This is a genomic window from Pseudomonas sp. CVAP#3 (assembly GCF_018986375.1).
Taxonomy (GTDB): Bacteria; Pseudomonadota; Gammaproteobacteria; order Pseudomonadales; family Pseudomonadaceae; genus Aquipseudomonas; species Aquipseudomonas helvetica.
In genome coordinates this window covers 79,797-106,390 of the sequence record NZ_JAHMSC010000016.1, presented here as the reverse complement: position 1 = coordinate 106,390, position 26,594 = coordinate 79,797, and the positions used below count along the sequence as shown (strand labels likewise).

Below are 26,594 nucleotides of genomic sequence, written 5' to 3'. Positions count from 1 at the left end.
CGAGTTAAACCTGGTTCAGACGTTCGGCGATAAAAGTGATCAGCTGGCGGGCGATTTTGCCCTTGCTGGTCTGGGCGAAGAGTGTTGCGTGCAACTCCCGGTCGATCACGCTGCAAGCGTTTTCCTCGCTGTTGAAGCCAATGCTCGGGTTGGCCACGTCGTTGGCGACGATCAGGTCGAGGTTCTTGTCTTTCAGCTTGCGTGCAGCGTAGTCGAGCAGGTGTTCGGTTTCGGCGGCGAAACCAACACTGAACGGACGGTCGGGGCGTGTGGCTATGGTCGCCAGAATGTCTGGGTTGCGGACCATTTGTAGCAACAAGCCGTCGCCGTTCGTAGGGTCTTTCTTGAGTTTTTGTGGGGCGACGACTTCCGGGCGATAGTCCGCTACCGCAGCAGAAGCGATGAACAGGTCGCAAGGGATCGCGGCTTCACAGGCGGCGAGCATGTCGCGAGCGCTGACCACGTCGATCCGGGTGACGCGATCCGGGGTTGGCAGGTGCACAGGGCCGGTGATCAGGGTCACTCGGGCGCCGGCTTCAACCGCGGCTTCGGCCAGGGCAAAGCCCATTTTCCCGGAGCTGTGGTTGGTGATGTAGCGCACCGGGTCGATGTTTTCCTGGGTCGGGCCGGCGGTGATCAGCACGTGTTTGCCGGTCAGCGCCTGACGCTGGAAACAATCGGCGGCGCACTGCGCCAGATCGTCGGCTTCGAGCATGCGGCCCATGCCGACGTCGCCGCAGGCCTGGCTGCCGGACGCCGGGCCGAAGACCTTGAAGCCACGGCTTTCGAGCAATTGGGTGTTGGCCTGGGTGGCCGGGTCGCGCCACATGGCCTGGTTCATCGCCGGGGCCAGCGCGACGGTGGCGTCGGTGGCCAGCACCAGGGTGGTCAGCAGGTCATTGGCGATGCCTTGGGCCAGGCGCGCGATCAGATCGGCGGTGGCCGGCGCGATCAGCACCAGATCAGCCCATTTGGCCAGCTCGATGTGGCCCATCGCAGCTTCGGCCGCCGGGTCCAGCAGGTCCAGGTGGACCGGGTGCCCGGAGAGTGCCTGCATGGTCAGCGGGGTGATGAACTCGCTGCCGCCGCGGGTCATGACTACGCGCACTTCGGCGCCCTGGTCGATGAGTCGGCGAACCAGCTCGGCGCTCTTGTAGGCGGCAATGCCGCCGCCGACGCCGAGAACGATGCGTTTCCGATACAGCCGCTGCATAGGCCTGCCTTTCAATTCATTGATGACTACGTGGCGAAACCCCTCCCCAGGGTGAAATCGCCCGCAAAAAAGATGGACTACGATATCACAGCGACCGCAACGGAACAGCGGCGCCCACACACATGGAGGTGCTATGAGCATTCGCGATTGGCCGGCGGCAGAGCGTCCGCGGGAGAAGCTTTTGGAGCAGGGTTCGGCGAGCCTTTCGGACGCCGAGTTACTGGCCATCTTTCTACGCACCGGGGTGACCGGTAAAAGCGCGGTCGATCTGGCGCGACACCTGTTGCATCAATTCGGCAGCCTGCGCACGTTACTGGAAGCCGATCAGCAGACGTTCGGCAGTCAGCTTGGGCTGGGGCCGGCAAAGTTTGCCCAATTGCAGGCAGTGCTGGAGATGGCGCGGCGGCACTTGGCGGAACGCTTGCGTCGCGACTCGGTGCTCAAGAGCCCGATCGAGGTGCGCAATTACCTGAAGGCAATGTTGCGCCATGAGCCGCATGAGGTGTTTGGCTGCCTGTTCCTGGACTCCCGGCATCGGGTGCTGGCGTTCGAGATACTGTTTCGCGGCTCGATCGACAGTGCCAGCGTCTACCCGCGTCAGGTGGTCAAGCGTGCACTGGCGCACAACGCCGCGGCGTTGATCCTGTGCCACAACCATCCATCAGGCAGCGCCGAGCCGAGTCAGGCGGATCGAGCGCTGACCAGGCGCCTGCAAGAGGCGCTGGACCTGATCGATGTGCGGGTACTCGACCATTTCATCGTCGGCGATGGCGATCCGCTGTCGATGGCCGAGTACGGGTGGATGTAGCCGGGGACTATTTCAGGCTGACTTTGGAATAGTCCTGGCGGCCGAACGGGCTGACCTGGTAGCCCTGAACGTCCTTGCGCGTCAATGCGTAGGCGGTCGGGTGTGCCAGTGGCAGCCACAGCGCCTGTTGCTGGATCTGCGCCTGGGCCTGTTCGTAAAGCTTGCTGCGCACGCCTTGCTCGGTGGTGGTCTTGCCGGCGCTGATAACTTTATCCAGGCCCGGGTCGCAGTAGCGGGCGAAGTTGGTCCCGGACTGGACCGCCGCGCAGGAGAACTGTGGCGTGAGGAAGTTATCCGGGTCACCGTTGTCACCGGACCAGCCCATGAACAGCAGGTCGTGTTCGCCGGCCTTGGCGCGGCGAATCAGCTCGCCCCATTCAATCACCCGGATTTCCGCCTGTATCCCGACTTCAGCCAGGTCCGCCTGCAGCAACTGGGCGCCAAGGCTTGGGTTCGGGTTGAGCAGGCTGCCGGAAGGACGGGTCCAGATCGTGGTTTTAAACCCCTCCTTGAGCCCGACCTTGGCCAGCAGCGCACGCGCCTTGGCGATGTCTTTCGGATAGCCCGGCAAGTCCTTGGCGTAGCTCCAGGTGTTGGGCGGGTACGGACCGTTGGCAGCCTGCGCGGTGTCTTCGAAAACGGCCTTGAGGTAGCTGGCCTTGTCGAAGGCGAGGTTTATCGCCTGGCGGACTTCGGGTTTATCCAGCGGCGGATGCTGACTGTTGATGGCCACGAACGCGGTCATGAACGCCGGCGTGCTCTCGATCTTCAGGGTCGGGTCCTGGGCGGCGGCCTGCACGTCCAGCGGTTTGGGCGACAGGGCGATCTGGCACTCGTTGCGCCGCAGTTTTTGCAAGCGCACGTTGGCGTCCGGGGTGATGGCGAACACCAGGCTGTCCACGGCCGGTTTGCCGGCAAAGTAGTCGCGGTTGGCCTTGTAGCGAATCGACGCATCTTTCTGGAAGCGCCCGAAGATGAACGGGCCGCTGCCAATTGGTTGGCTGTTGAGTTTTTCGGGTGTACCGGCCTTGAGCAGCTGGTCGGCATACTCAGCCGGGTAGATCGAGGCAAACCCCATGCTCAGGGTGACAAGGAAGGTCGAGTCGGGGTGGTCCAGGGTAAAGCGCACAGTCAGCGGGTCCAGCGCGTCGATTTTCTTGATCAGCGCAGGCAATTGCATCGATTGAGCGTGAGGGAAGCCACTTTGGGCGACTTTGTGCCAAGGGTGGGCCGGGTCGAGCATGCGCTCGAAGCTGAACTTCACGTCTTCGGCGTTCAGATCGCGGGTCGGGGTGAAGTACTCGGTGTGGTGGAACTTCACCTGTGGATGCAGCTTGAAGATATAGGTCAGGCCATCAGCCGACACTTCCCAGCTGTCAGCCAGGCTGGGGACGACTTTGCCACTGGTGGTGTCGAAGTCCACCAAGCGGTTCATCAGCACGTCGGCCGAAGCGTTGGTGGTGGTCAGCGAGTTGTATTGAACGACATCGAACCCTTCCGGGCTGGCCTCGGTGCAGACGCTTAAAGCGGCAGCCTGGGCCAATGGGCTCAGCAAGAGTGGGGCGAGCAACAACGGTAGGGCAGCGAGGCGCATGTGTGAATTCCTGTGCAGATCGAAGGCCCATCTGCGAGTGCAGTCTGGAAAAGGCTTACCCTAGTGGGCTCTTTTACAAATGACTATCCCCTTTTTCATTTTAAGGGGACTATGTGTGATTGTTTTCGGTGAGTACTGCCCAAGGAAAACCCTGGATTGGCCTGTTGGCCGACTTTCTGCGACGAGCGGTCACCATCGACGACAGCCTTTGTCCAAGGCGCTCGGAGCCCGAAAAATAGGGGTTTTGTTAATTCAATGCACACCGATTGTTGTTGCTCTCTAGTCTTTCTGGTATAAAGCAGCGCTCTTTTCTAGGGGCCCGGTTCCTTCACTGTAGGTGTAGCCGGTAAGACCCTTAAAGAAACGCGGCGCCTGGCGCCAAATGACTGAGAGATTAAGCGGCCAACCCATGCCGGGTTGGGCATGTGGTTTTAGAGGGCTGAGGCATGTCGAGAGTCTGTCAAGTTACCGGTAAGGGTCCGGTGACTGGGAATAACATTTCCCACGCAAACAACAAAACCCGTCGTCGTTTCCTGCCGAACCTGCAGCATCACCGCTTCTGGGTTGAAGAAGAGAAACGTTTCGTGCGTCTGCGCGTATCTGCCAAAGGCATGCGTATCATCGACAAGCGTGGCATTACTGTCGTGCTGGCCGAAATCCGCAAAGCTGGCAAGATCTAAGGGAGCTAATCATGCGTGAATTGATTCGTTTGATTTCGAGCGCTGGTACTGGTCACTTCTACACTACCGACAAGAACAAGCGCACTACTCCGGACAAAATCGAGATCAAGAAATTTGATCCGGTTGTTCGCAAGCACGTGATCTACAAAGAAGGCAAAATCAAGTAATTGATTTTTCCCTCTTGAGAAAAAGGCCCGTATCGCAAGATACGGGCCTTTTTTGTTGTGGTCAGAAAAGCCTCAGGCCTTCTGTTCAAACGCCACATAGATCTTGCGGCACGGCTCCAGTACTTCCCAGGTGCCGCGGAAACCGGCCGGAATGACAAAACGATCACCCGCCCGCAGGGTCTTGGCATTGCCGTCGTGGTCACGCAGCACCGAAACCCCCTGCACGATTTCGCAGTATTCGTGTTCGGTGAAGTTCACCGTCCATTGCCCGACTTCTCCTTCCCACACGCCCGCGTTCAACTGACCGCACGGGCTGCTGTAGTGGTTGTAGACGGCTTGCTCGGGGTCGCCCTTGAGCACTTTTGTGGCGTCCGGGCGGTAGCGCTCGGCGGGTGTGGTGGCCTGGCTGAAGTCGACAATGTCCTGGATGCTCATTCTTGTAATCCCCCGTGATTGCCTGAAAATCAAAGTCTATGTTTATTAAAATGAACATCGCAAGGCCGTTTGCCAGCCTTATGTCAAATATATTGAAACATGAGGGGGCGCTGGTTTAGGGTGGCAGTTGCCTTGGGCCGAATTGAAAACTGGCCGGGCAGAATTCCTGTAGGTGCCTGCGTAGATCGCGTGGCGCTCGTATTCAATAAGAGGAGGACTCTCGTATGACTACCTTGACTCGTGCCGACTGGGAACAACGCGCCCGCGACCTGAAGATCGAAGGCCGTGCCTACATCAATGGCGAATACACCGCAGCGGTCTCCGGCGAGACCTTCGACTGCATCAGCCCCGTCGATGGCCGCCTGCTGGGCAAGATCGCCAGCTGTGATGCCGCCGACGCCCAGCGCGCCGTAGAAAACGCTCGCAGCACGTTCAACTCGGGCATCTGGTCGCGTCTGGCACCAGCCAAGCGCAAAGCCACCATGATTCGTTTCGCCGGCCTGCTCAAGCAGCACGCCGAAGAGCTGGCGCTGCTTGAAACCCTGGACATGGGCAAGCCGATCAGCGATTCCCTGTACATCGACGTTCCGGGCGCGGCGCAAGCGCTGAGCTGGAGCGGTGAGGCCATCGACAAGATCTACGACGAAGTGGCTGCTACCCCGCACGACCAACTGGGTCTGGTGACCCGTGAGCCAGTGGGTGTGGTGGGCGCCATCGTGCCGTGGAACTTCCCGTTGATGATGGCCTGCTGGAAACTCGGCCCGGCGCTGTCCACCGGTAACTCGGTGATCCTCAAGCCGTCCGAAAAGTCCCCGCTGACCGCTATCCGCATTGCGGCACTGGCCGTTGAAGCCGGTATCCCGAAAGGCGTGCTGAACGTGCTGCCAGGCTACGGTCACACCGTCGGCAAGGCGTTGGCCTTGCACATGGATGTCGACACGCTGGTGTTCACCGGTTCGACCAAGATCGCCAAGCAACTGATGATTTATTCCGGCGAATCGAACATGAAGCGCGTCTGGCTGGAGGCGGGTGGCAAGAGCCCGAACATCGTGTTTGCCGATGCACCGGACCTGCAAGCGGCGGCTGAGTCCGCTGCCAGTGCCATCGCGTTCAACCAGGGCGAAGTCTGCACCGCCGGTTCGCGTCTGCTGGTCGAGCGTTCGATCAAGGATAAATTCCTGCCGCTGGTGATCGAGGCCCTGAAGGCCTGGAAACCGGGCAACCCGCTGGATCCGGCGACCAACGTCGGCGCGCTGGTCGACACGCAGCAGATGAACACCGTGCTGTCCTACATCGAATCCGGTCACACCGACGGCGCCAAACTGGTGGCGGGCGGCAAGCGGATCCTTCAGGAAACCGGTGGCACCTACGTTGAGCCGACGATTTTCGATGGCGTGAGCAATGCCATGAAGATCGCCCAGGAAGAGATCTTTGGCCCGGTGCTGTCGGTCATCACCTTCGACAGCGTCGAGGAAGCGATCCGGATCGCCAACGACACGCCGTATGGCCTGGCCGCGGCAGTCTGGACCTCGGATATCTCCAAGGGCCACCTGACCGCCAAGGCCCTGCGTGCCGGCAGCGTGTGGGTCAATCAGTACGATGGTGGCGACATGACCGCACCGTTTGGTGGTTTCAAACAGTCGGGCAACGGTCGCGACAAGTCGCTGCATGCGTTCGACAAGTACACCGAGCTGAAGGCGACCTGGATCAAGTTGTAATCCTGTAGAGGGCCCCGATCACATTCGGGGCTCGATACAACGCAGGTCTAATGTGGGAGCGGGCTTGCTCGCGAAGGCGGTGTAACAGTCAACATTGATGTTGAATGTGCTGGCCTCTTCGCGAGCAAGCCCGCTCCCACATTTGTTTTGTGCCGTTTGTAAAAATAATTATCCACAGGAGCGTGGAACATGCGTTGGGCGACTTATTTCGCCGTGTTGGCCTCTGTCCTGAGCGTCGGCCTGGCCTTGGGCGTCAGCATGCCGTTGGTGTCGTTGCGTCTGGAAAGCTGGGGTTACGGCTCATTTGCAATCGGTGTCATGGCGGCAATGCCGGCGATTGGCGTGCTGCTGGGGGCCAAGGTCTCTAGCCATCTGGCGGCGCGTTTCGGCACGGCCAATCTGATGCGCCTGTGCCTGTGGGCCGGGGCGTTTTCCATCGGTTTGCTGGCGCTGTTGCCCAGTTATCCGGTCTGGCTGGTGCTGCGTTTGATGATCGGGGTGATCCTGACCCTCGTGTTCATCCTCGGCGAGAGCTGGATCAACCAGTTGGTGGTCGAGCAATGGCGCGGGCGGCTGGTGGCGCTGTATGGCAGCAGTTATGCCCTGAGCCAACTGTCCGGTCCGTTGCTGCTGGGCGCGTTGGGCACCGACAACGATTTCGGTTTCTGGGTCGGTGTCGGTTTGCTGGTGACGTCGCCGCTGTTGCTGTTGGGACGTAGCGGCGCGCCGAGCAGCGAAGCCTGCAGCGTGACGTTCAGCGACTTGCTGAACTTTTGTCGTGGCCTGCCGGCGATTGCCTGGGCGGTATCGCTGTTTGCTGCCTTCGAAGCGATGATCCTGACCTTGCTGCCGGTGTATTGCCTGCGCCAGGGCTTCAGCGCTGAAATCGCCCTGGCGATGGTAAGCACCGTGGTGGTCGGCGATGCCTTGTTGCAACTGCCGATTGGCGCGCTGGCGGATCGGCTGTCGCGACGTACGCTGTTTGCCGGTTGTGCGGTAATCCTGATGCTCTCGAGCCTGGCGATTCCGCTGTTGATCGAGACCTTGCTGATCTGGCCGTTGTGGGTGCTGTTTGGCGCCAGTGCCGGCGGCTTGTTTACCTTGTCGCTGATTCTGATCGGCGAGCGCTACCGCGATGATGCATTGGTGCGAGCCAACGCTCACATTGCGCAATTGTGGGGTATCGGTTGTCTGATCGGCCCATTGGCGGCCGGTGCCGGCAGTCAATGGATCAGTGGGCACGCCTTGCCGTTGTTGATGGCGGCGGGGGCGTTTGGGCTGGTGATCCTGTTGATGCGCCAAGGGGCGTTTGGCACGGCGCTGCCAGCGTAATGTGTAGCAGCCGGCGCAGGGTCATGCAGTTCTTAGAGCATCCGCTCCAGCCCCACCGATTTGCTGAGCCAGGCATTGAAATGTCGCCACCAGCTCCCCGGCTCACGGCTCAGGGTGTGTGGCTGGCCGTTGTCTTCAGTGACCCACACCATCCGACCGTTCTCTAGCCGGGCCTCGTAACTCAGGGCCGGTGACATACCTTGCAGGGCCAGTTCGCGAACCTGTTCGGTGAGTTCCGGGCTGTCCACCAGCACCCCGACTTCAGTGTTCCAGAGCACCGAGCGCGGATCGAAATTGAATGAGCCGATGAACGCCTTTTGTCGGTCAAAGATCATCGCCTTGCTGTGCAGGCTGGAAACGGAGCCACGGGAGGCGGCGCTGTGGAACAGGTTCGGACCACTGCCGCCGTGCTCGCCGGGTTGGCGGCGCAACTCGAACAACTTCACGCCATGTTCCAGCAACGCCTTGCGGTAGGGCGCGTAGCCACCGTGCACGGCCGGCACGTCGGTGGCGTCCAGGGAGTTGGTCAGCAAGCTGACGGAAACCCCGGCATCCGCGCGTCCCGTCAGGTAGACCAGCCCCGTTTGGCCTGGGACGAAATAGGCCGAGATCATGATCAGCTCGTTACTGACACCTTGTAACTCGGGCGCCAGTTGGGTGGTCAGCAGCAGTTGCGGATCCGGCTCGTCCTTGGCCAGCACCTTGCTGGGTGCGTCCCACAATGCCTGGTTCCAGGCCCAGATCAATTCGCGCCGCCAGACATCCAGGCGTGGATGGGTCTGGTAAATCTTCAGTTGCTGGTACAGCGCATGGTTCTGTTGGCGGGTGCCTTCCAGCGACTCCTGCAGTCGCAGTCGGGTGTTGGCCAGATCCTTTGCCGTGGGTTTGCTCGAGATAAACTCATCGATCGGTTTGCTCAGGGCGCTGTTCCAGTACTGGTCGAAACTGTGTCCGAGCTGCTCGGCCACCGGGCCGATGCCGAGCATGTCGATGTCGGTGAAGTTCAGATCGGGTTGGGCGTCGAAGTATTCATCGCCCAGATTACGGCCACCGACAATGGCTGCACTGTTGTCCGCCAGCCACAGCTTGTTGTGCATGCGCCGATGCTGCAAAGACAGATTGAACAGCCGCCCCATGGTGCGGGTCAGCCCGGTGCTGCGGCCCAGGTGCAGCGGGTTGAACAGGCGAATATGAATCTGCGGATGCGCAGCAAGGGTGGCGATGATCTGGTCCAGGCCATCGCTGGTGGTGTCATCGAGCAGAATGCGTATGCGCACACCGCGGTCGGCGGCCTTGAGCAGCTCCGCCGCCAGCAACCGTGTGCTGACACCGTCGTGGACGATGTAGTACTGCAAGTCGAGGCTGCTTTGCGCATTGCGAATCAGCTCGGCACGCGCCATGAAGGCTTCACTGCTGTTGGGCAGCAGGCGGAAGCCGGAACGGCCCTGATACGCCGCAGCCTGTACCTTGATCGAACGCCCGAACGCAGAGTCCGCCGCCGGCAGCGCCTGGCTCGGCTCGTGATGTACGGTGAGAGAGGTGCAGCCGCTCAGTAGCGAGACGAGCGGCAGAAAAAACAGGGCTTGTCTGGGGCGCAAATCGGAGTTTCCGCGAATGGGCAGGATCCGGAGTATGGCACGGCATTTGGCAGTGCTCCGTGAATGCTCAAGCGTCAGTTGATGGCGTCATTTGTCCTCTTGATGCTCGGCCAGTAGCTTGATCGCTGCCGCGCCGACCTTGCGCACCGCCTCTTCAACCTGCGGTGTCGGTTTGGCCGAGTAGTTCATGCGCAGGCAATTGCGGTATTTGCCCGAGGCGGAAAAAATGCTGCCGACTGCAATCTGTACGCCTTGATCGTTCAGCGCACGATTCAGTTTCAAGGTGTCGAAACCTTCCGGCAGTTCGATCCACAGCATGAAGCTGCCTTGCGGACGGCTGGCACGGGTGCCGGCGGGAAAGTAGCGGCTGACCCAGTCGAGCATCAAGTCGCGATTGCGCTGGTATTGCGTGCGCATCCGTCGCAAATGCGGTTCGAAGTGGCCGCCCTTGAGGAATTCGGCAATCGCAATTTGTGGCTGCGGGGCGGTGGAGCCGGTGCTGATGTATTTCATGTGCAACACCCGCTCCAGATACCTGCCCGGCGCGACCCAACCGATGCGCAGTCCCGGCGCCAGGGTCTTGGAAAACGAGCTGCAGAGCAGGACGCGGCCGTCTTCGTCGAAGGATTTGATCGTGCGGGGGCGCGGGTAGGTGTAGGCCAGTTCGCCATACACATCGTCTTCGATGATCGCCACGTCGAAGCGCTGTGCCAGGGTCAGCAGTGCCCGTTTGCGTGCCTCCGGCATGATGTAGCCCAACGGGTTGTTGCAGTTGGGGGTCAACTGTATGGCTTTGATTGGCCACTGTTCCAGCGCCAGTTCCAGCGCCTCGAGACTGATCCCGGTAATCGGGTCGGTGGGAATCTCCAGGGCTTTCATGCCCAGCCCTTTGAGGGTCTGCATGGCGCCGTGAAAGCTCGGCGAGTCGACGGCCACGATGTCGCCCGGCTCGCAGATCGCGCGAATGCTGGTGGACAGCGCTTCGTGGCAGCCGGTGGTGATCACCAGGTCGTTGGCGCTCAGTTGACAGCCGGAGTCGAGCATCAAGCGGGCAATCTGTTCGCGCAGTTCAAGGATTCCGTAGATGTTGTCGTAATACAGGCCGGGCATGTCCTGCCGTCGACTGATCCGCGCCAGTCCGCGCAGCAGAGGCTTCATGGTCGGCGTGGTGACGTCCGGCATGCCGCGACCGAGCTGCACGATGTCTTTGCGCGGGACGGCGCGAATCAGCTCCAGCACCTGATCCCACTGGGAAATGTCCACCGGGCGCTGAGCTGGACGGCCAACGACCGGCAACTCCGGCAACTCGCGCCCGGCCGGCACGAAGTAGCCGGATTTCGGCTTCGGCATTGCCAGCCCACTGTCCTCCAGTACGCGATAGGCCTGCTGCACCGTACTCAGGCTGACCCCGTGCTCGACGCTCAATGCCCGCACCGACGGCAGTCGATCGCCCGGACGGTAGAAGCCCTGTTCGATACGCGTGCCGAGCAATTCGGCGAGGTTGACGTAAAGAGTCATGGTGCAGCCTCGGTGAATAGATTCAGGGGACCAGTACAGATGGGGCAAAAATACAGGATTCAGTCGCTAAAACGGCAAATCTGTATGGATGTAATACAGCTCCTTTGAATCTGTAACGGTTTTGCCACCCCGCGCATCATGGAATCTCTGGCGACCCAAGTAAACAGGAGCAATCAAAATGAACGGCTTGAGCGATGTGCGGCTGACGTTACACAGTCAGGAACTGGAGGCAGGGCAGGAAAAGGGCATGCGCGCGGCAACGATGCACAATGCCCCGTCCGGTCTCGGTCGCTGGGGACTGTTCTGGCATCGTCTGCACACGCGCAAGGCCTTGCTTGAGCTTTCGCCCGAGCAGCTGCGCGATGTGGGGCTGAGTCGTGCAGAGGCGCGGGAGGAGGGGCTCAAACCCTTTTGGCGGCTTTGAGCTATTTGGCGCTCTCCCGGCCCAATCGCGGGCAAGCCTTGCTCCTACAGGGATGGTATTCGTCGTGCGATCAACGCTGGACCTGTAGGCGCTAGGCTTGCCCGCGATGGCATCCGTAGGGGCGCAAAGAATCTTTCAGACCCACTCTTTCATCCGATGCCACAACATCCCGAGCGCCAACAACGGTGAACGCAGGTACTTCCCGCCCGGGAAGGTGGCGTGCGGCACCTTGGCGAACAGATCGAACCCCCCACCTTGCTGACCGCTGATGGCTTCGGCCAGCAACTTGCCCGCCAGGTGGGTGGCGTTCAGCCCATGACCGGAATAGGCCTGGGCGTAATACACATTCGGCTGGCCCTTGAGCCGGCCGATCTGCGGCAGGCGGTTGGCGCCAATGCCGATCATCCCGCCCCATTGATAGTCGATCTTCACCCCGGCCAGTTGCGGGAAAACGTCGAGCATCTTCGGTCGCATATACGCGGCGATGTCCGACGGATCACGGCCGGAATAGTGACAGGCACCGCCGAACAGCAAGCGCCGATCCGCCGAGAGCCGGTAGTAGTCCAGCGCCACTCGCTGATCGCAGACCGCCATGTTCTGCGGCAGTAATGCGTGGGCCAGCTCTTCGCTCAAGGGTTCGGTGGCGATGATGTAGCTGCCGGCGGGCAACACTTTGCCGCTGAGTTCAGGGTTCAGGTTGTTGAGGTAGGCGTTGCAGCCCAGCACCAGGGTCTTGGCGCGGACTGAGCCTTGCGCGGTGTGGACCTTGACCTCGCTGCCATAGTCGATGCGGGTCACGGCCGACTGTTCGAACAGCTTCACGCCCAGTTGCTGCGCTGCCGCTGCTTCGCCCAAGGCCAGGTTCAACGGGTGCAGATGCCCGGAACCCATGTCGATCAAACCACCGACGTAGCGGTTGGAACCGACCACACTGTGCATTTCATTGGCTTGCAGCAATCGGGTCTCATGGCGATAGCCGAGGCTGCGCAGCTCGGCCGCGTCTTCGGCGAAACCTTCAAGGTCGCGAGGTTTGTTGGCCAGGTCGCAGTAACCCCAGGTCAGGTCGCAGGCGATCTGAAAATGCTCGACCCGTTGCCGGACGAGCTCCACCGCTTCCAGGCCCATGAGTTTCATCTGACGGACGCCGTCCGTGCCGATCACCTCGGCAAACTGATCGAGGCCATGACCGATCCCGCGAATCAGTTGTCCGCCGTTGCGCCCGCTGGCGCCCCAGCCGATTTTGCGCGCTTCGAGCAGCACCACGCTGAGGCCGCGTTCGGCCAACTCGATAGCGGTGTTCAGCCCGGAAAACCCGCCGCCCACCACGCACACGTCCGCCAGCAGTTCACCTTCAAGCGCCGGATAATCGGGCTGCGGAAGGCTGCTGGCGGCGTAGTAAGACGCTGTGTGCCGGTTGTTCGGGGCAGGCTGCTGAACACGGGCGTTCATGTGTGTCATCCGGGTTTCGTGTGTTTAGTAAATTTTACGGAGCATAAGCCGGGCCTTTCGGGCTGGGCAACACTGGTCGGCTAATGCTGTCTGGCGCGAGGCTTTTAGGGCAAAATCCCACCCCGTTCACTTTCCCGGTACTCGCTTCGATGAGCTGCAACAGTCAGAAAATCCGCGCTCTTCGCCAGCAAATCCCCTCGTTTGAGTGCGTGCCCGGCTGCCATGACTGCTGTGGCCCGGTGACTACATCGCCAGAAGAAATGTCGCGTCTGCCGCGTAAGACCAGGGCCGAGCAGGACGCTGCAATGGATGAACTGAACTGTGTGCACCTGGGCCCCGATGGCTGCACGGTGTATGACGAGCGGCCGTTGATCTGTCGGCTGTTCGGCACCACGGCAACCCTGCCGTGCCCCAACGGCCGCCGCCCGGTGGAGTTGATTCACCCTCGGGTCGAGAAGCAGATCCATGAATACATGGCCAGCACCCGGCAGGTGTTGGTTTAAAAGATTGCAGCCTGCGCGCGTACACCCGTAAGAGCTGCCGAAGGCTGCGATCTTTTGATCTTCAATCCGGAATTGGCAGGTTCAGGCTCTCTTTCACTTCTTCCATCACGATATAGCTCTTGGACTCACGCACGTGGGGCAATTTGAGCAGGATGTCGCCCAGCAGTTTGCGGTACGAGGCCATCTCGGAAATCCGCGCTTTCACCAGGTAGTCGAAATCCCCTGACACCAGGTGGCATTCCAGTACGTGTGGCAGTTTCAGCACGGCGCGTCGGAACTCTTCAAAGGTATCGCCAGACTTGTAGTCGAGGCTGATCTCGACGAACACCAGCAGGCTCCCCTTGAGGTGCTGCGGGTTAAGCCGGGCGTTGTAGCCCATGATGATCCCTTCGCGCTCCAGGCGTCGCACCCGCTCGGTGCAGGGCGTGGTCGACAACCCGACTTTCTCCCCAAGCTCGGTAAACGAAATCCGCCCGTCCGCCTGAAGGATGCGCAGGATATTACGGTCGATCTTGTCCAGTTCGCGTTTGGTCTGAGTATTGGTCCGCATAGGGGATGCGCCTCCGTAAAAAGCTATTTCGCCGAGAATTGTCGCCAAATATAGGTGCTTATATAGTGAAAAGCACTGGTCAATGTTTTTTACACTGCGCACATCTGTGATTTGAACAACAAACGTCAGCGGTAAGCCGCGATGAGGGATACGAAAATGCGCGTTCTGGTCTTGGGTAGCGGCGTCATCGGTACCGCCAGTGCCTACTATCTGGCTCGGGCCGGGTTTGAAGTAACGGTTGTAGACCGTCAGCCGGCTGCCGCCATGGAAACCAGTTTCGCCAACGCCGGCCAGGTCTCGCCGGGCTATGCCTCGCCGTGGGCTGCGCCGGGTGTGCCGCTCAAAGCCATCAAATGGCTGCTGCAACGCCACGCACCGCTGGCGATCAAGGCCACCGCCGATATCGACCAATACCTGTGGATGGCGCAGATGCTGCGCAACTGCACCGCCAACCGTTATGCGGTGAACAAGGAGCGCATGGTCCGTCTGTCCGAGTACAGCCGTGACTGCCTCGATGAACTGCGTGCTGAAACCGGCATTACCTACGAAGGCCGCACCCTGGGGACCACTCAACTGTTCCGCACTCAGGCGCAGCTGGATGGCGCGGCAAAAGACATTGCGGTCCTGAAAGAGTCCGGCGTGCCATTTGAACTGCTCGACCGCGCCGGCATTGCCCGCGTCGAACCGGCGCTGGCCAGCGTGACCGATATCCTCGCCGGTGCCTTGCGCCTGCCGAACGACCAGACCGGCGACTGCCAGATCTTCACCACGCGCCTGGCCGAAATGGCCGTGAAACTGGGCGTGGAGTTCCGCTTTGACCAGGACATTCAGCGCCTCGACTACGCCGGTGACCGGATCAACGGCGTATGGATCGACGGCAAGCTGGAAACCGCCGACCGCTACGTATTGGCGCTCGGCAGCTACTCGCCGAAGTTGCTCAAGCCGTTGGGCATCAAGGCCCCGGTGTACCCGCTCAAGGGTTACTCACTGACCGTGCCGATCACTAATCCGGCGATGGCCCCGACATCGACTATTCTCGACGAGACCTACAAGGTTGCGATCACCCGTTTCGATACCCGCATTCGTGTCGGCGGCATGGCTGAGATAGCTGGTTTTGACCTGTCGCTGAACCCGCGTCGACGCGAAACGCTGGAGATGATCGTCAACGATCTTTATCCTCAGGGCGGCGACCTCGCCGAGGCGAGTTTCTGGACCGGCCTGCGTCCAACCACACCGGACGGCACGCCGATTGTTGGCGCCACCCCGTTCAAGAACCTGTTCCTGAACACCGGTCACGGCACACTCGGCTGGACCATGGCGTGTGGCTCCGGCCGCTTGCTGGCTGACCTGATGGCGAAGAAAACGCCGCAGATCAGTGCTGAAGGCCTCGATATTTCCCGTTATGGCAACACCCCAAAGGAGTCTGAAAAGCATGTCAATCCAGCGCCAGCTCACCAATGAGCGCATGAGCCAGATCGTTGTCCACAACGGTACCGTGTATCTGGCAGGGCAAGTCGGAGACGACATGAGTGCCGGGATTGAACAGCAGACCCGTGAAACCCTCGCCAACATCGAGCGTTTGCTGGATCTGGCCGGGACCGACAAGACCAAACTGCTGTCGGTGACGATTTACCTGAAAGACATCGATGCCCATTTCGAGGGCATGAACAGTGTCTGGGACACTTGGTTGCCAAAGAATGTCGCGCCCGCCCGTGCGACAGTTGAAGCCAAGCTGTGCGAACCGGAAATCCTGGTTGAGCTGTCGGTAGTGGCTGCTCTGCCTTAGGGTCTGTTTAAGCAACGATCCCTCTCCCGGTGTTGCTGGCGGTTCACGCCGTCAGTCGCGCCGGTTTTTTCTTCCCCATGACCGCCTAGAAGTCTGCCGCCATGCGTCCTGCCCGTGCCCTGATCGATCTTCAAGCCCTGCGTCATAACTACCAACTGGCCCGAGAAGTCTCGGGGGCTCGCGCCCTCGCGGTGATCAAGGCCGATGCCTACGGCCATGGTGCGGTGCGCTGTGCCCAGGCCCTGGAGGCCGAGGCGGACGGTTTCGCCGTGGCTTGCATCGAAGAAGCCCTGGAACTGCGCGCCGCCGGTATCCGTGCGCCGGTCCTGCTGCTCGAAGGCTTTTTCGAAGCCGATGAGCTGTCGCTGATCGTTGAGCATGACTTCTGGTGCGTGGTGCATTCGCTGTGGCAGCTCGAAGCAATCGAGAAAGCCGCGTTGAGCAAGCCGATCACGGTCTGGCTCAAGCTGGATTCGGGCATGCACCGGGTCGGCCTGCATCCGGCGGATTATCAGGCGGCGTATCAACGTTTGCTGGCCAGCGGCAAAGTCTCGAAGATCGTACTGATGAGTCACTTTGCGCGTGCCGATGAGCTGCATAGCAGCAGCGCGGCAGAGCAGGTTGCGGTGTTTGAAGCGGCGCGTCAGGGCTTGTCGGCACAGGTCAGCTTGTGTAACTCGCCAGCGGTGCTGGGCTGGCCGCAGGTGCCGAGCGACTGGGTGCGCCCAGGCATCATGCTCTACGGCGCGACACCTTTTGAAGAGCCCAATCCCGTGGCAGCACGCTTGCAACCGGTGATGACCCTGGAATCGAAAGTCATCAGCGTGCGCGAGCTGCCGGCCGGTGAGCCGGTGGGCTACGGTGCCAAGTTCATCACCCAAAAGCCGATGCGCATCGGTGTGGTCGCCATGGGCTATGCCGACGGATATCCACGTCAGGCGCCTACCGGTACGCCGGTATTGGTGGCCGGGCAGCGTAGCCAGCTGCTGGGGCGAGTGTCGATGGACATGCTCTGCATCGATTTGACTGATGTGCCGCAGGCCGGCCTCGGTTCGACGGTCGAATTGTGGGGTAAAAACATCCTGGCCAGCGACGTAGCCATGGCTGCCGGGACCATTCCTTATCAGATTTTCTGCAACCTGCGTCGCGTACCGCTGCTCTACTCCGGGAGTTGAGGCTGGCAGTCGAGACCAGAAGTCGCTTTGCCAAACAGGATTCAGCCCCAAGTGTTGTAAATACTGAACGCTGTCGCCATGATAACGCTCACTATCTACACAATCTGAATCCTGGGAGGCTAATGCATTGGACGTCGGTGAACGACTGCAATCGATCCGTAAACTGAAAGGTCTATCCCAGCGAGAGCTCGCCAAGCGGGCAGGCGTTACCAATAGCACCATTTCAATGATCGAGAAAAACAGCGTCAGCCCTTCGATCAGTTCGCTGAGGAAGGTACTTGGCGGCATCCCCATGTCCATGGTCGAGTTCTTTTCCGAAGAAATTCTTCAGGAAAAACCGACGCAGATCGTCTACAAAGCCAATGAGCTGATCGATATCTCCGATGGTGCCGTGACCATGAAACTGGTCGGCAAGGCTCATCCGAGCCGTGCTATCGCGTTCCTCAACGAGATCTACCCGCCAGGCGCCGATACCGGTGAAGAGATGCTCACCCATGAGGGCGAGGAAACCGGGATTCTGCTCGAAGGTCGGCTGGAGTTGGTGGTCGGGCTCGAGACATTCGTGCTCGAGGCCGGTGACAGCTACTATTTCGAAAGCACCAAACCGCACCGTTTCCGAAATCCGTTCGATGCGCCAGCGCGACTAATTAGCGCAGCCACACCGGCGAATTTCTAAGAAAACAGGCGTCCGGCAAGGTTTTGCGAGTCGCCCCATGCTGTATTTCGCCACGACTTAATACCCCTTGGACTTTAGGGTTGTTTCAGTGTGGCGGGCTAACCGCTATACTTGCGCCCGCCTGCGAAACCGTGGCCGTGGGCGTGACTAGCCACCATTGAGGGTGTACGCGTGAATCTAATTATGAAAATGCTGGCCGCACCAGCAACCGTATTGGCCCTTTGGGCAGTCAGCGCACAAGCGTCGACCACTGACGATATCGCCAAACGCCTTGAGCCCGTCGGCCAGGTCTGTGTACAAGGTCAGGAGTGCAAGGGGATGGAAGTCGCCGCTTCGGTAGGCGGCGGTGCAGCGAAAACTCCCGATGAAATCATTGCCAAACATTGCAATGCTTGCCACGGCACGGGTCTGCTGGGCGCACCGAAAATCGGTGATGCTGCAGACTGGAAAAAACGCGCCGACAAAGAAGGCGGCACTGCTGCTGGCCTGGCGAAAGTAGCGCTGACAGGTCTCAATGCGATGCCGCCAAAAGGCACCTGCAGCGACTGCGAAGTGAAAGACCTTGAAGGCGCCATCCAGAAGATGTCCGGCCTGAAATAAGCCCCGTCTTCAGCGAAAAAGCCGCTTGCGAGCGGCTTTTTTGTACCTGGGATTTGACCTTGAGACTGGTCATGACGATCAGGACGCGGCAAGCTCGGACCCACCTCAATTCAAGGACAGGTCAGGAGGGTCTGATGGTGCAGTCGGTATCAATCGAACAGGCAGTCGATGATGTGCTCGCACGTTTGCCTGCGCATATTCACCTCGGCCTGCCGCTGGGGCTGGGCAAACCCAACCGTTTCGTCAACGCGCTCTATCAGCGCATTGCCCAACTGCCCGAGCGGCAGTTGACGGTGTACACCGCGTTGAGTCTTGGACGTCCGGCATTGGGCGACGGTTTGCAGCGGCGCTTTCTGGAACCCTTCATCGAGCGAGTGTTTGGCGACTATCCCGAGCTGGATTTTCTTGCCGACCTGCACCGTGACAGCCTCCCGGCGAACATTCACATCGAGCAGTTCTTCATGCAGCCGGGCAGCTTGCTGCACAGCGCATCGGCGCAGCAGGACTACGTCAGCAGCAACTACAGCCACGCCGCTCGGGATATCAATGCGGCCGGGTTGAACCTGGTAGCGCAACTGGTGGCCCATGACTCGCAACAGCCGGATCGACTGAGCCTGAGCTGCAACCCGGACATCACCCTCGACCTGTTGCCAATGATCGCCAAGCGCCGCGCTGCCGGGGAAACCATCCTGCTGCTCGGCCAGGTCCATCGGGATCTGCCGTACATGCCGGGGGACTCGGAAGTCGACCGTGAGGCGTTCGATTTGCTGATCGACGAGGAGGAGGGCAGCACGCTGTTTTCCACACCAAACATGCCGGTGGGCGTTCAGGATCACTTCATCGGCCTGCATGCCAGCACCCTGGTGCGGGACGGCGGCACCCTGCAAATCGGAATTGGTGCCATGGGCGACGCACTGACTGCCGCGTTGCTGGCTCGGCAGGCAGATAACGACGGCTACCGTGCGCTGTTGACGGACCTTGATGCGCATTACTGGGCGCCACTGATTAGCCGTGAAGGCGGCGTGGAACCTTTCGCCAAGGGGCTTTATGGTTGCAGCGAGATGTTCGTCAACGGTCTGCTGGCGTTGTCCGACGCCGGAATCGTGCGGCGTAAGGTTTATCCGAGCGTTGCCCTGCAACAGCACGCCAATGCCGGGACCCTGGATGAGTCGGCTCAAGTGGGCGGCATCTCGATACATGGTGGTTTTTTCCTTGGGCCGCGTAGTTTCTATCAGCGGTTGCGGGATTTACCCCACAGCAAGCTCGCTGAATTCAACATGACTGCCATCAGTTACATCAACGAGCTGTACGGCCAGGAAGGGCTCAAGCGCTTGCAGCGCTTGGATGCGCGTTTCATCAACAGCGCGTTCACGATGACCTTGATGGGTGCAGGGGTCGCTGATCAGTTGGAAGACGGGCGGGTGCTCAGCGGTGTCGGTGGGCAATACAACTTCGTCGTCCAGGGCCATGCGCTGGAAGGTGCACGCTCGATTCTGATCCTGCGCAGCTGGCGTGAGTCGGGCGGTGAAGTGAGCTCGAACATGGTCTGGGCGTACGGCCACTGCACGATTCCACGGCACTTGCGCGACATTGTGATCACCGAGTACGGCATTGCCGATTTACGCGGCAAGACCGATGCGAAGGTGATCGAAGCGTTGCTCAACATCAGCGATTCACGCTTCCAGCCAGACTTGATCGAACAGGCGCAGAAGGCCGGCAAGCTGCCGAAGGATTTTCGCCTCGATCCGCGTTTCACCGACAACAGCCCACAGCGCTTGCAGGCGATTGCTGCACGGCACCCGCGGTTGTTTCCGGAGTATCCGTTGGGCAGTGATTTCAGCAGCGAGGAACGGGATTTGTTGCGGGCGCTGAACTGGCTCAAGAGCAAGTTCAAACTCACTGAGATTCTGGAGCTGGGCAAGGCTGCGCTGGATGCACCGGAGCCCTCGGAGTACCCGGTTCATCTGGAGCGGATGCAGCTGACGAAGCCGGAAGGCTTGAAAGAGGACTTGTATCAGCGGCTGTTGCTGGCAGGCCTGAAAGCTACCGCGCATTAACTGGTTGGACGCAACTGTGGCGAGGGGGCTTGCCCCCGCTCGGCTGCAAAGCAGTCGTAAAATCAGCAGTTGCGTTCTATCTGAACATGCGCGGTGGCTGGGTTTGGGGGCGCTTTGCACCCCAGCGGGGGCAAGCCCCCTCGCCACAAGAGCGTTTAGCGCTGACTTTTACTCGATAAAGGTCACGACGCCGTCGGCCAGGGATTTGACCCGGGCCAGGGATTCGACGCGGTAGCCTTGCGCGTCCAGCTCGGCGCGGCCGCCCTGGAACGACTTCTCGATCACGATACCCAGGCCTGCCACGGTGGCGCCGGCCTGTTTGATGATCGAGATCAGCGCCTGCGACGCCTTACCGTTGGCCAGGAAGTCGTCGATGATCAGCACGCGGTCACTGCTGGTCAGATGGCGTGGGGAGATAGCCACGGTGCTTTCGGTTTGCTTGGTGAACGAGTAAACGCTCGCCGACAGCAGGTTTTCAGTCAGGGTCAGGGACTGGTGCTTGCGGGCGAAGATCACCGGCACGCCGAGGTTCAGACCGGTCATGATCGCTGGAGCGATGCCCGATGCTTCGATGGTGACGATCTTGGTGATCCCCGAATCCTTGAACAGCGTGGCGAATTCGTCGCCGATCAGCTTCATCAATTGCGGGTCGATCTGGTGGTTCAGAAAGGCGTCGACTTTCAGGACCTGGTCGGAAAGCACGATGCCTTCTTCGCGAATTTTCTTGTGCAGTGCTTCCACAACAGCTTCCTCTGTTGGCGCTGCGGGCGCCGAAAGTAGATTAAAAAGTAGCCGATTCTAGCGTTTTAACATCGCGCGTATATCCGCCAATGCGCTATTGCCACGTACGGCTTTGACTTCGGTCGGGGTGTCGTCGTTGCCTTCCCACGCCAGATCGTCCGGCGGCAGTTCATCGAGGAAACGGCTCGGCGAGCAGTCGATGATTTCGCCGTACTGTTTGCGCTTGGCGGCAAAGGTAAACGCCAGGGTCTGGCGTGCGCGGGTAATCCCGACGTAGGCCAAACGGCGTTCTTCTTCGATGGTGTCGGCTTCGATGCTGGAGCGGTGCGGGAGGATTTCCTCTTCCATACCCATGATGAACACGTAGGGGAATTCCAGACCCTTGGAGGCGTGCAAGGTCATCATCTGCACGCCTTCGGCGCCGTCTTCCTCTTCCTGCTGACGTTCGAGCATGTCGCGCAAGACCAGCTTGCCGATCGCGTCTTCGACGGTCATTTCGCCGTCTTCATCTTTTTCCAGGGTGTTCTTCAGCGCCTCGATCAGGAACCAGACGTTACCCATGCGGTAGTCGGCGGCCTTGTCGCTGGAGCTGTTGGTGCGCAGCCAGTTCTCGTAGTCGATGTCCATGACCATGCTACGCAGGGCGGAGATCGGGTCTTCGCCGGCACACTGCTCGCGCACGCGGTCCATGAAGCGCTTGAAGCGTGCCAGACGATCGGTGAAGCGGCTGTCCAGATGTTCGCCCAGGCCGATTTCATCGGTCGCGGCATACATCGAGATCTTGCGTTCGGTCGCGTAGTTGCCGAGCTTCTCCAGCGTGGTCGAACCGATTTCCCGGCGTGGGACGTTGATCACCCGCAGGAAGGCGTTGTCGTCATCCGGGTTCACGATCAGGCGGAAGTAGGCCATCAGGTCTTTGACTTCCTGACGTCCGAAGAAGCTGTTGCCACCGGAAAGTCGATAAGGGACCTGGTGGTGTTGCAGCTTCAGCTCGATCAGCTTGGCCTGGTAGTTACCGCGGTAGAGGATTGCGAAATCGCTGTACGGGCGGTCGGTGCGCAGGTGCAGGCTGAGGATTTCCACGGCCACGCGCTCGGCTTCGGCGTCTTCGTTGCGGCAGCGGATCACCCGGATCTCGTCGCCATGGCCCATCTCGCTCCACAGCTGTTTTTCAAACTCGTGGGGGTTGTTCGAGATCAGCACGTTGGCGCAGCGCAGGATGCGGCTGGTGGAGCGGTAGTTTTGCTCCAGCATCACCACTTTCAAGGACGGATAGTCGTCCTTGAGCAGCATCAGGTTTTCTGGACGGGCACCACGCCAGGCGTAGATCGACTGGTCATCGTCGCCCACCACGGTGAACTGGTTTCGGGTACCGATCAGCAACTTCACCAGCAGGTACTGGCTGGCGTTGGTGTCCTGGTATTCGTCCACCAGCAGGTAGCGGACCTTGTTCTGCCACTTTTCGAGAATGTCGGCGTGTTCCTGGAACAGCTTTACCGGCAACAGGATCAGGTCGTCGAAATCTACTGCGTTGAACGCCTTGAGCGTGCGCTGATAGTGGGTGTAGACGATGGCAGCGGTCTGCTCCTTGGGGTTGCGGGCGTTCTCCAGGGCTTCGGGCGGCAGGATCAGGTCGTTCTTCCAGGCGCCGATCATGTTCTTGATCTCGTCGACGCCGTCGTCGCCCGAGTATTCCTTTTGCATGATGTCGGTCATCAGGGCTTTGACGTCGGTCTCGTCGAAAATCGAGAAACCGGGTTTGTAGCCCAGTCGCACATGCTCCTTGCGGATGATGTTCAGCCCAAGGTTGTGGAATGTGCACACCGTCAGACCGCGTCCTTCACCACCCTTGAGCAACGTGCCGACCCGCTCCTTCATCTCGCGCGCGGCCTTGTTGGTAAAGGTCATGGCGACGATGTACTGGGCACGAATGCCGCAGCTCTGGATCAGGTGGGCGATTTTGCGGGTGATAACACTGGTCTTGCCGGAGCCAGCACCGGCGAGCACCAAAAGTGGGCCGCCGACGTAGCTCACGGCTTCTTGCTGCCGGGGATTGAGTCGGGACATGACGGAAAAGGGAGTCGTTTGCGAAAAGGGCGGGCATTTTAACAGGATGCACAGATTCTGCTGCCTCTCTCCGACTTGTGACGTACCACGCTATCTAAATTTGCCGGTTTTGTTACTTTCCCGCAGGATGCGTGCTGAATTGGCGACTACTGATGTTCGATTCATCGCGGTACAACAGAGTGTTTGATAATCAATATCATTTGTTATTGTTTATCTGCGCGTCATAATGCCCGCCGCCAACATCTTTTGCAGAGTCTAGGGAGCTAGCTTGTCTACGCCTGTCGAACCCTTGCGTTTGCTGCTACTGGCCGAAGAGCCAGCGTGGGCAGCGTTGTTACGCGAGTGTCTGGCTCCTATGGGGAGCTCGGCTGTGTTGATCAGTGCACCGACCTGGGAGTCGGTGAGCAGTCTATTTGCTGACAACCGCAGTGCGGTCCTGTTGACCATTCCGGCGCTTCAACCGGAGCCGGGCCGTTGCAGCCTGCCGACGGTGCTGTTGCTCGAACATGAACCGTCCACCCCACCGGACGGTGTCAGCGACTGGCTGGTTCGCGATGCGCTGGATGTGGATACATTGCGCCGCTGCCTGCGCCATGTGCGTGAGCGCGGCGTGCTCGAAAACACCTTGCAGCGCCTCGCCGAGCAGGACCCGCTGACCGGGATTGCCAACCGCCAGGGTTTTCAGACCCTGCTGGCGGCGCGTCTGGCGGAGAACGACGGTCGTGGCCTCGCGCTGGGGCACCTCGACCTCGACAACTTTCGACACGCCAACGACGCCCTCGGCCACCAGGCCGGTGACCGGTTGATCCTGCAAGTGGTCTCGCGGCTAAAAAGTCAGCTTGAAGCCGGTGATCAACTGGCACGTCTGGGCAGCGACGAATTCGCCTTGCTCATCGATACCCGCCGCGCGCCGCAGCGCGCAGAGTGGATGGCCGAACGCATCACCGAAGTCATGGCCGAACCCTACTGGGTCGACGGCGAAAGCCTGTTGATCGGCTGCAGCCTGGGCATCGCCCACGCGCGCGCGCAGGCTGGCGCCGACCCGCTGATGTGGCACGCGCATATCGCCATGCAGCAGGCCAAAAGCACCCAAGGCTGCACCTTTCATATCTTCAATGAACGCATCAACCGCAACGCGCGCAGCCTCGCCGATCTTGAAAGCGAACTGCGCCGGGCCTTGCGGCGCGATGAGCTGGAACTGCATTACCAGCCGCGACTGAACCTCGACGACGGGCAAATTGTCGGCCTCGAGGCTCTGGTGCGCTGGCGTCATGGCGAGCGCGGGCTGCTACCGCCGAGCGAGTTCGTGCCGCTGGCCGAGCAGAGCGGTTTGATCGTGCCGTTGGGGTACTGGGTGATTTCCCGTGCCTTGCGCGACATGCAGGCGTTACGCGAACGCGGTCTGCCGCCGTTGCACATGGCGGTCAACCTGTCGTTCCGGCAGTTCCAGGACAGTCAGTTGCTGTCGACGTTGAGCCGGTTGATTGCCGAGCGCGGTGTTGAAGCGCAGTGGCTGGAATTCGAGCTGACGGAAACTGCAGTGATGCGCCGCAGCGATCTGGTCAAACAGACCATGGACGCTTTGGGGCGTCTGGGCGTGCGTTTCTCCCTGGACGATTTCGGCACCGGTTTTTCGTCATTCGTGCACCTCAACAGCCTGCCGATTGCCTTGCTGAAAATCGACAAAAGCTTTGTCGGTGGCATGGAGACGCGTGAGGAAAATCGCAAGCTGGTCCACGCGATGATCAACCTCGCCCACAACCTCAACCTGGAAGTGGTCGCCGAGGGCGTTGAAACGCCTGAACAACTTGAGCTGCTGCGTGATTTTGGTTGTGATCAGGTGCAGGGTTACCTGATCAGCAAACCGTTGCCGCTGGTGGAGCTGGTTGAGTATCTGACGTTTGGTTCCAGCCAACAGGCGATTGTTGCGGCCATTTAAAAGATCGCAGCCTGCGGCAGCTCCTACGTAGGAGCTGCCGCAGGCTGCGATCTCTTGATCTTATTCCGGCTGAGCCACCTGAAAACCCGGCTGTGACGACGGTTCACGCCGGATCATCCGCTTCATCTTCCATTCGAACGCCAGCGTCAGGCTTACGGCCGAGCACGCCAGCCCCAGCGCCAGCCCCCACCAGACCCCCGTCGGCCCCCAATGAAGGTGGAAAGCCATCAACCACGCAGCCGGAGCGCCGATCAGCCAATAGCAGGCAAGTCCGACTAGAAATGTAGTCTTGGCGTCCTTCAGACCGCGAATACAGCCCATGGCGATGGTTTGCGTGCCGTCGAAAAACTCGAACCACGCCGCCACCATCAACAGACTCACCGCAAGATTGATCACTTCGCGAAACGCCGGGTCGTTATGGTCCAGGAACAGCCCCACCAGTTGGTTCGGCAACAGCCAGAAGACCATGGCAAACCCGAGCATTGCCGCGCCACCAACGGCAATCCCGACGCGCCCGGCCAAGCGCGCATCGAGCAATTGCCCGGCGCCGTAATGCTGGCCGATGCGCATGGTGATCGCATACGAAAGCCCTGCCGGAATCATGAACGCCACCGAGACGATTTGCAGGGCGATCTGATGCGCCGCCAATTGCGTGCTGCCCATGGTGCCCATGCACAACGCGGCAAACGCAAACAGACCGACCTCTACCGCGTAGGTGCCGCCAATCGGCAGGCCGAGACGCCATAGCTCGCGCAGGTACTGGCGATTGGGCCGTGACAGGCCCTTGCGCAGTGGGTACGCGTCGTAAGCCGGGTGCTGGCGAATATGCCAGGCCAGACCCAGCGCCATGCAGTTGGCGACGATGGCGGTGACCAGGCCGATCCCCATCAAACCCATTTTCGGCAGGCCGAACATGCCGGTGATCAGCGCATAGTTGAGCAGGAAGTTGGCCACGGTCCCGACGAGGCTGATGACCATCACCGGTGTTGTCCGGCCAATGGCGCTGGTAAAACCGCGCAGGGCCATGAAGCTCAGGTAGCCGGGCAGGGCGAACGGCAGAATCAACAGGAACTGGCCGGCCGCGTGCACGTTGCTTTCGGTCTGGCCGAACAGCAACAGCACCGGTTTGAGGTTCCACAGCAGCAGACCCGCCACCAGCGCCATCAACCACGCCAGCCAAAGCCCGGCCTGGGTCAGCCGCGTGGCGCCTTCAATGTCGCCGGCACCCTGCCGGATCGCCACCAGCGTGCCGACCGCCGCGATCACGCCGATACAGAAAATCGACACGAACGAATAGCTCGCCGCGCCCAGGCCGCCACCGGCCAAGGCCTCCGGGCTGAGCCGGGCCATCATCAAGGTATCGGTGAGGATCATCAGCATGTGCGCCAACTGCGAGGCAATCAACGGCCCCGCCAGCCGCAGGATGGCCCAGAGTTCGGTACGTGCTGGATGCTGCATGATCATCACGCTCGTTTAGTCAGAAAAATCGGGAAGGGTTGATTCTCGGCGCTCGCAAGCGTTTGCACAAAGGGATAAAAACGATTGCTCGCATGACTAAAACTCA

The 26,594-nt window shown here is 60.2% G+C and carries 24 protein-coding genes; 14 read left to right on the top strand and 10 right to left on the bottom strand.

What is annotated here, in order from left to right:
* Positions 1-4 precede the first annotated feature (4 nt).
* Entirely contained in the window at positions 5-1,213 is a 1,209-nt protein-coding gene (gene coaBC, locus KRR23_RS22860; protein WP_103314725.1) for a bifunctional phosphopantothenoylcysteine decarboxylase/phosphopantothenate--cysteine ligase CoaBC, read from the bottom strand.
* Between the two features lie 133 nt (positions 1,214-1,346).
* On the opposite strand from coaBC, the gene radC reads away from it, so the two are divergent.
* Positions 1,347-2,021, top strand: coding sequence for a DNA repair protein RadC (gene radC / locus KRR23_RS22855; protein WP_054594645.1), 675 nt, complete (start codon positions 1,347-1,349; stop codon positions 2,019-2,021).
* A gap of 7 nt (positions 2,022-2,028) precedes the next feature.
* On the opposite strand, the gene KRR23_RS22850 is transcribed toward radC, so the two are convergent.
* Complete coding sequence (locus KRR23_RS22850; protein ID WP_216744359.1) at positions 2,029-3,615, bottom strand: ABC transporter substrate-binding protein; 1,587 nt, start codon at positions 3,613-3,615, stop codon at positions 2,029-2,031.
* A 446-nt stretch (positions 3,616-4,061) separates the two neighbouring features.
* Here KRR23_RS22850 and rpmB point away from each other — a divergent pair, with 446 nt between their 5' ends.
* A complete protein-coding gene (gene rpmB / locus KRR23_RS22845) occupies positions 4,062-4,295 on the top strand; it encodes a 50S ribosomal protein L28 (protein ID WP_007894701.1) in 234 nt (77 codons plus the stop codon).
* A gap of 11 nt (positions 4,296-4,306) precedes the next feature.
* Positions 4,307-4,462, top strand: coding sequence for a 50S ribosomal protein L33 (gene rpmG, locus KRR23_RS22840; protein ID WP_007894709.1), 156 nt, complete (start codon positions 4,307-4,309; stop codon positions 4,460-4,462).
* A 72-nt stretch (positions 4,463-4,534) separates the two neighbouring features.
* Here the strand turns inward: rpmG and KRR23_RS22835 are convergent, their stop codons facing one another.
* A complete protein-coding gene (locus tag KRR23_RS22835; protein ID WP_216744358.1) occupies positions 4,535-4,897 on the bottom strand; it encodes a cupin domain-containing protein in 363 nt (120 codons plus the stop codon).
* A gap of 224 nt (positions 4,898-5,121) precedes the next feature.
* On the opposite strand from KRR23_RS22835, the gene KRR23_RS22830 reads away from it, so the two are divergent.
* Both KRR23_RS22830 and KRR23_RS22825 read left to right on the top strand, forming a co-directional pair.
* On the top strand, positions 5,122-6,615 hold the full coding sequence (locus tag KRR23_RS22830) for an aldehyde dehydrogenase (RefSeq protein ID WP_216744357.1): 1,494 nt from the start codon (positions 5,122-5,124) through the stop codon (positions 6,613-6,615).
* A 189-nt stretch (positions 6,616-6,804) separates the two neighbouring features.
* Complete coding sequence (locus KRR23_RS22825; RefSeq protein WP_216744356.1) at positions 6,805-7,947, top strand: MFS transporter; 1,143 nt, start codon at positions 6,805-6,807, stop codon at positions 7,945-7,947.
* Between the two features lie 32 nt (positions 7,948-7,979).
* On the opposite strand, the gene KRR23_RS22820 is transcribed toward KRR23_RS22825, so the two are convergent.
* Both KRR23_RS22820 and KRR23_RS22815 read right to left on the bottom strand, forming a co-directional pair.
* Positions 7,980-9,545, bottom strand: a complete 1,566-nt coding sequence (locus tag KRR23_RS22820; protein WP_216744355.1) for a phospholipase D family protein — start codon at positions 9,543-9,545, stop codon at positions 7,980-7,982.
* A gap of 87 nt (positions 9,546-9,632) precedes the next feature.
* On the bottom strand, positions 9,633-11,063 hold the full coding sequence (locus KRR23_RS22815; protein WP_216744354.1) for a PLP-dependent aminotransferase family protein: 1,431 nt from the start codon (positions 11,061-11,063) through the stop codon (positions 9,633-9,635).
* Positions 11,064-11,241: 178 nt separating this feature from the next.
* On the opposite strand from KRR23_RS22815, the gene KRR23_RS22810 reads away from it, so the two are divergent.
* On the top strand, positions 11,242-11,487 hold the full coding sequence (locus tag KRR23_RS22810; RefSeq protein WP_216744353.1) for a DUF1127 domain-containing protein: 246 nt from the start codon (positions 11,242-11,244) through the stop codon (positions 11,485-11,487).
* A gap of 135 nt (positions 11,488-11,622) precedes the next feature.
* On the opposite strand, the gene KRR23_RS22805 is transcribed toward KRR23_RS22810, so the two are convergent.
* On the bottom strand, positions 11,623-12,936 hold the full coding sequence (locus KRR23_RS22805) for an FAD-binding oxidoreductase (RefSeq protein ID WP_216744352.1): 1,314 nt from the start codon (positions 12,934-12,936) through the stop codon (positions 11,623-11,625).
* Between the two features lie 149 nt (positions 12,937-13,085).
* Between KRR23_RS22805 and KRR23_RS22800 the strand changes: the two genes are divergently transcribed.
* On the top strand, positions 13,086-13,439 hold the full coding sequence (locus tag KRR23_RS22800) for a YkgJ family cysteine cluster protein (RefSeq protein ID WP_054594636.1): 354 nt from the start codon (positions 13,086-13,088) through the stop codon (positions 13,437-13,439).
* A 61-nt stretch (positions 13,440-13,500) separates the two neighbouring features.
* On the opposite strand, the gene KRR23_RS22795 is transcribed toward KRR23_RS22800, so the two are convergent.
* Positions 13,501-13,989, bottom strand: a complete 489-nt coding sequence (locus KRR23_RS22795) for an Lrp/AsnC ligand binding domain-containing protein (RefSeq protein ID WP_003206849.1) — start codon at positions 13,987-13,989, stop codon at positions 13,501-13,503.
* Between the two features lie 156 nt (positions 13,990-14,145).
* On the opposite strand from KRR23_RS22795, the gene dadA reads away from it, so the two are divergent.
* The 6 genes from dadA to KRR23_RS22765 all read left to right on the top strand — a co-directional run bounded on the left by dadA (position 14,146) and on the right by KRR23_RS22765 (position 20,283).
* A complete protein-coding gene (gene dadA, locus KRR23_RS22790) occupies positions 14,146-15,450 on the top strand; it encodes a D-amino acid dehydrogenase (protein WP_216744351.1) in 1,305 nt (434 codons plus the stop codon).
* On the top strand, positions 15,422-15,775 hold the full coding sequence (locus KRR23_RS22785) for a RidA family protein (protein WP_216744350.1): 354 nt from the start codon (positions 15,422-15,424) through the stop codon (positions 15,773-15,775). Before dadA ends, KRR23_RS22785 begins: the two co-directional genes overlap by 29 nt.
* 101 nt (positions 15,776-15,876) lie before the next feature.
* Positions 15,877-16,950, top strand: a complete 1,074-nt coding sequence (gene alr / locus KRR23_RS22780) for an alanine racemase (protein ID WP_216744349.1) — start codon at positions 15,877-15,879, stop codon at positions 16,948-16,950.
* A gap of 127 nt (positions 16,951-17,077) precedes the next feature.
* Complete coding sequence (locus KRR23_RS22775; protein ID WP_019694258.1) at positions 17,078-17,626, top strand: cupin domain-containing protein; 549 nt, start codon at positions 17,078-17,080, stop codon at positions 17,624-17,626.
* 183 nt (positions 17,627-17,809) lie between these two features.
* Positions 17,810-18,226: a cytochrome c5 family protein gene (locus KRR23_RS22770; protein WP_019694257.1), complete on the top strand. Its 417-nt coding sequence runs from the start codon at positions 17,810-17,812 to the stop codon at positions 18,224-18,226.
* Between the two features lie 134 nt (positions 18,227-18,360).
* Positions 18,361-20,283: an acetyl-CoA hydrolase/transferase C-terminal domain-containing protein gene (locus tag KRR23_RS22765; protein ID WP_216744348.1), complete on the top strand. Its 1,923-nt coding sequence runs from the start codon at positions 18,361-18,363 to the stop codon at positions 20,281-20,283.
* 168 nt (positions 20,284-20,451) lie between these two features.
* On the opposite strand, the gene KRR23_RS22760 is transcribed toward KRR23_RS22765, so the two are convergent.
* Positions 20,452-21,024, bottom strand: coding sequence for a xanthine phosphoribosyltransferase (locus tag KRR23_RS22760; RefSeq protein WP_054594631.1), 573 nt, complete (start codon positions 21,022-21,024; stop codon positions 20,452-20,454).
* Between the two features lie 57 nt (positions 21,025-21,081).
* Positions 21,082-23,091, bottom strand: a complete 2,010-nt coding sequence (rep, locus tag KRR23_RS22755; RefSeq protein WP_054594630.1) for a DNA helicase Rep — start codon at positions 23,089-23,091, stop codon at positions 21,082-21,084.
* A 268-nt stretch (positions 23,092-23,359) separates the two neighbouring features.
* On the opposite strand from rep, the gene KRR23_RS22750 reads away from it, so the two are divergent.
* Positions 23,360-25,030 carry a bifunctional diguanylate cyclase/phosphodiesterase gene (locus KRR23_RS22750; RefSeq protein ID WP_216744347.1) on the top strand — a complete coding sequence of 557 codons (1,671 nt, stop codon included), beginning with the start codon at positions 23,360-23,362 and terminating at the stop codon, positions 25,028-25,030.
* A gap of 60 nt (positions 25,031-25,090) precedes the next feature.
* On the opposite strand, the gene KRR23_RS22745 is transcribed toward KRR23_RS22750, so the two are convergent.
* Entirely contained in the window at positions 25,091-26,488 is a 1,398-nt protein-coding gene (locus KRR23_RS22745; RefSeq protein ID WP_216744346.1) for a NorM family multidrug efflux MATE transporter, read from the bottom strand.
* Positions 26,489-26,594 lie beyond the last annotated feature (106 nt).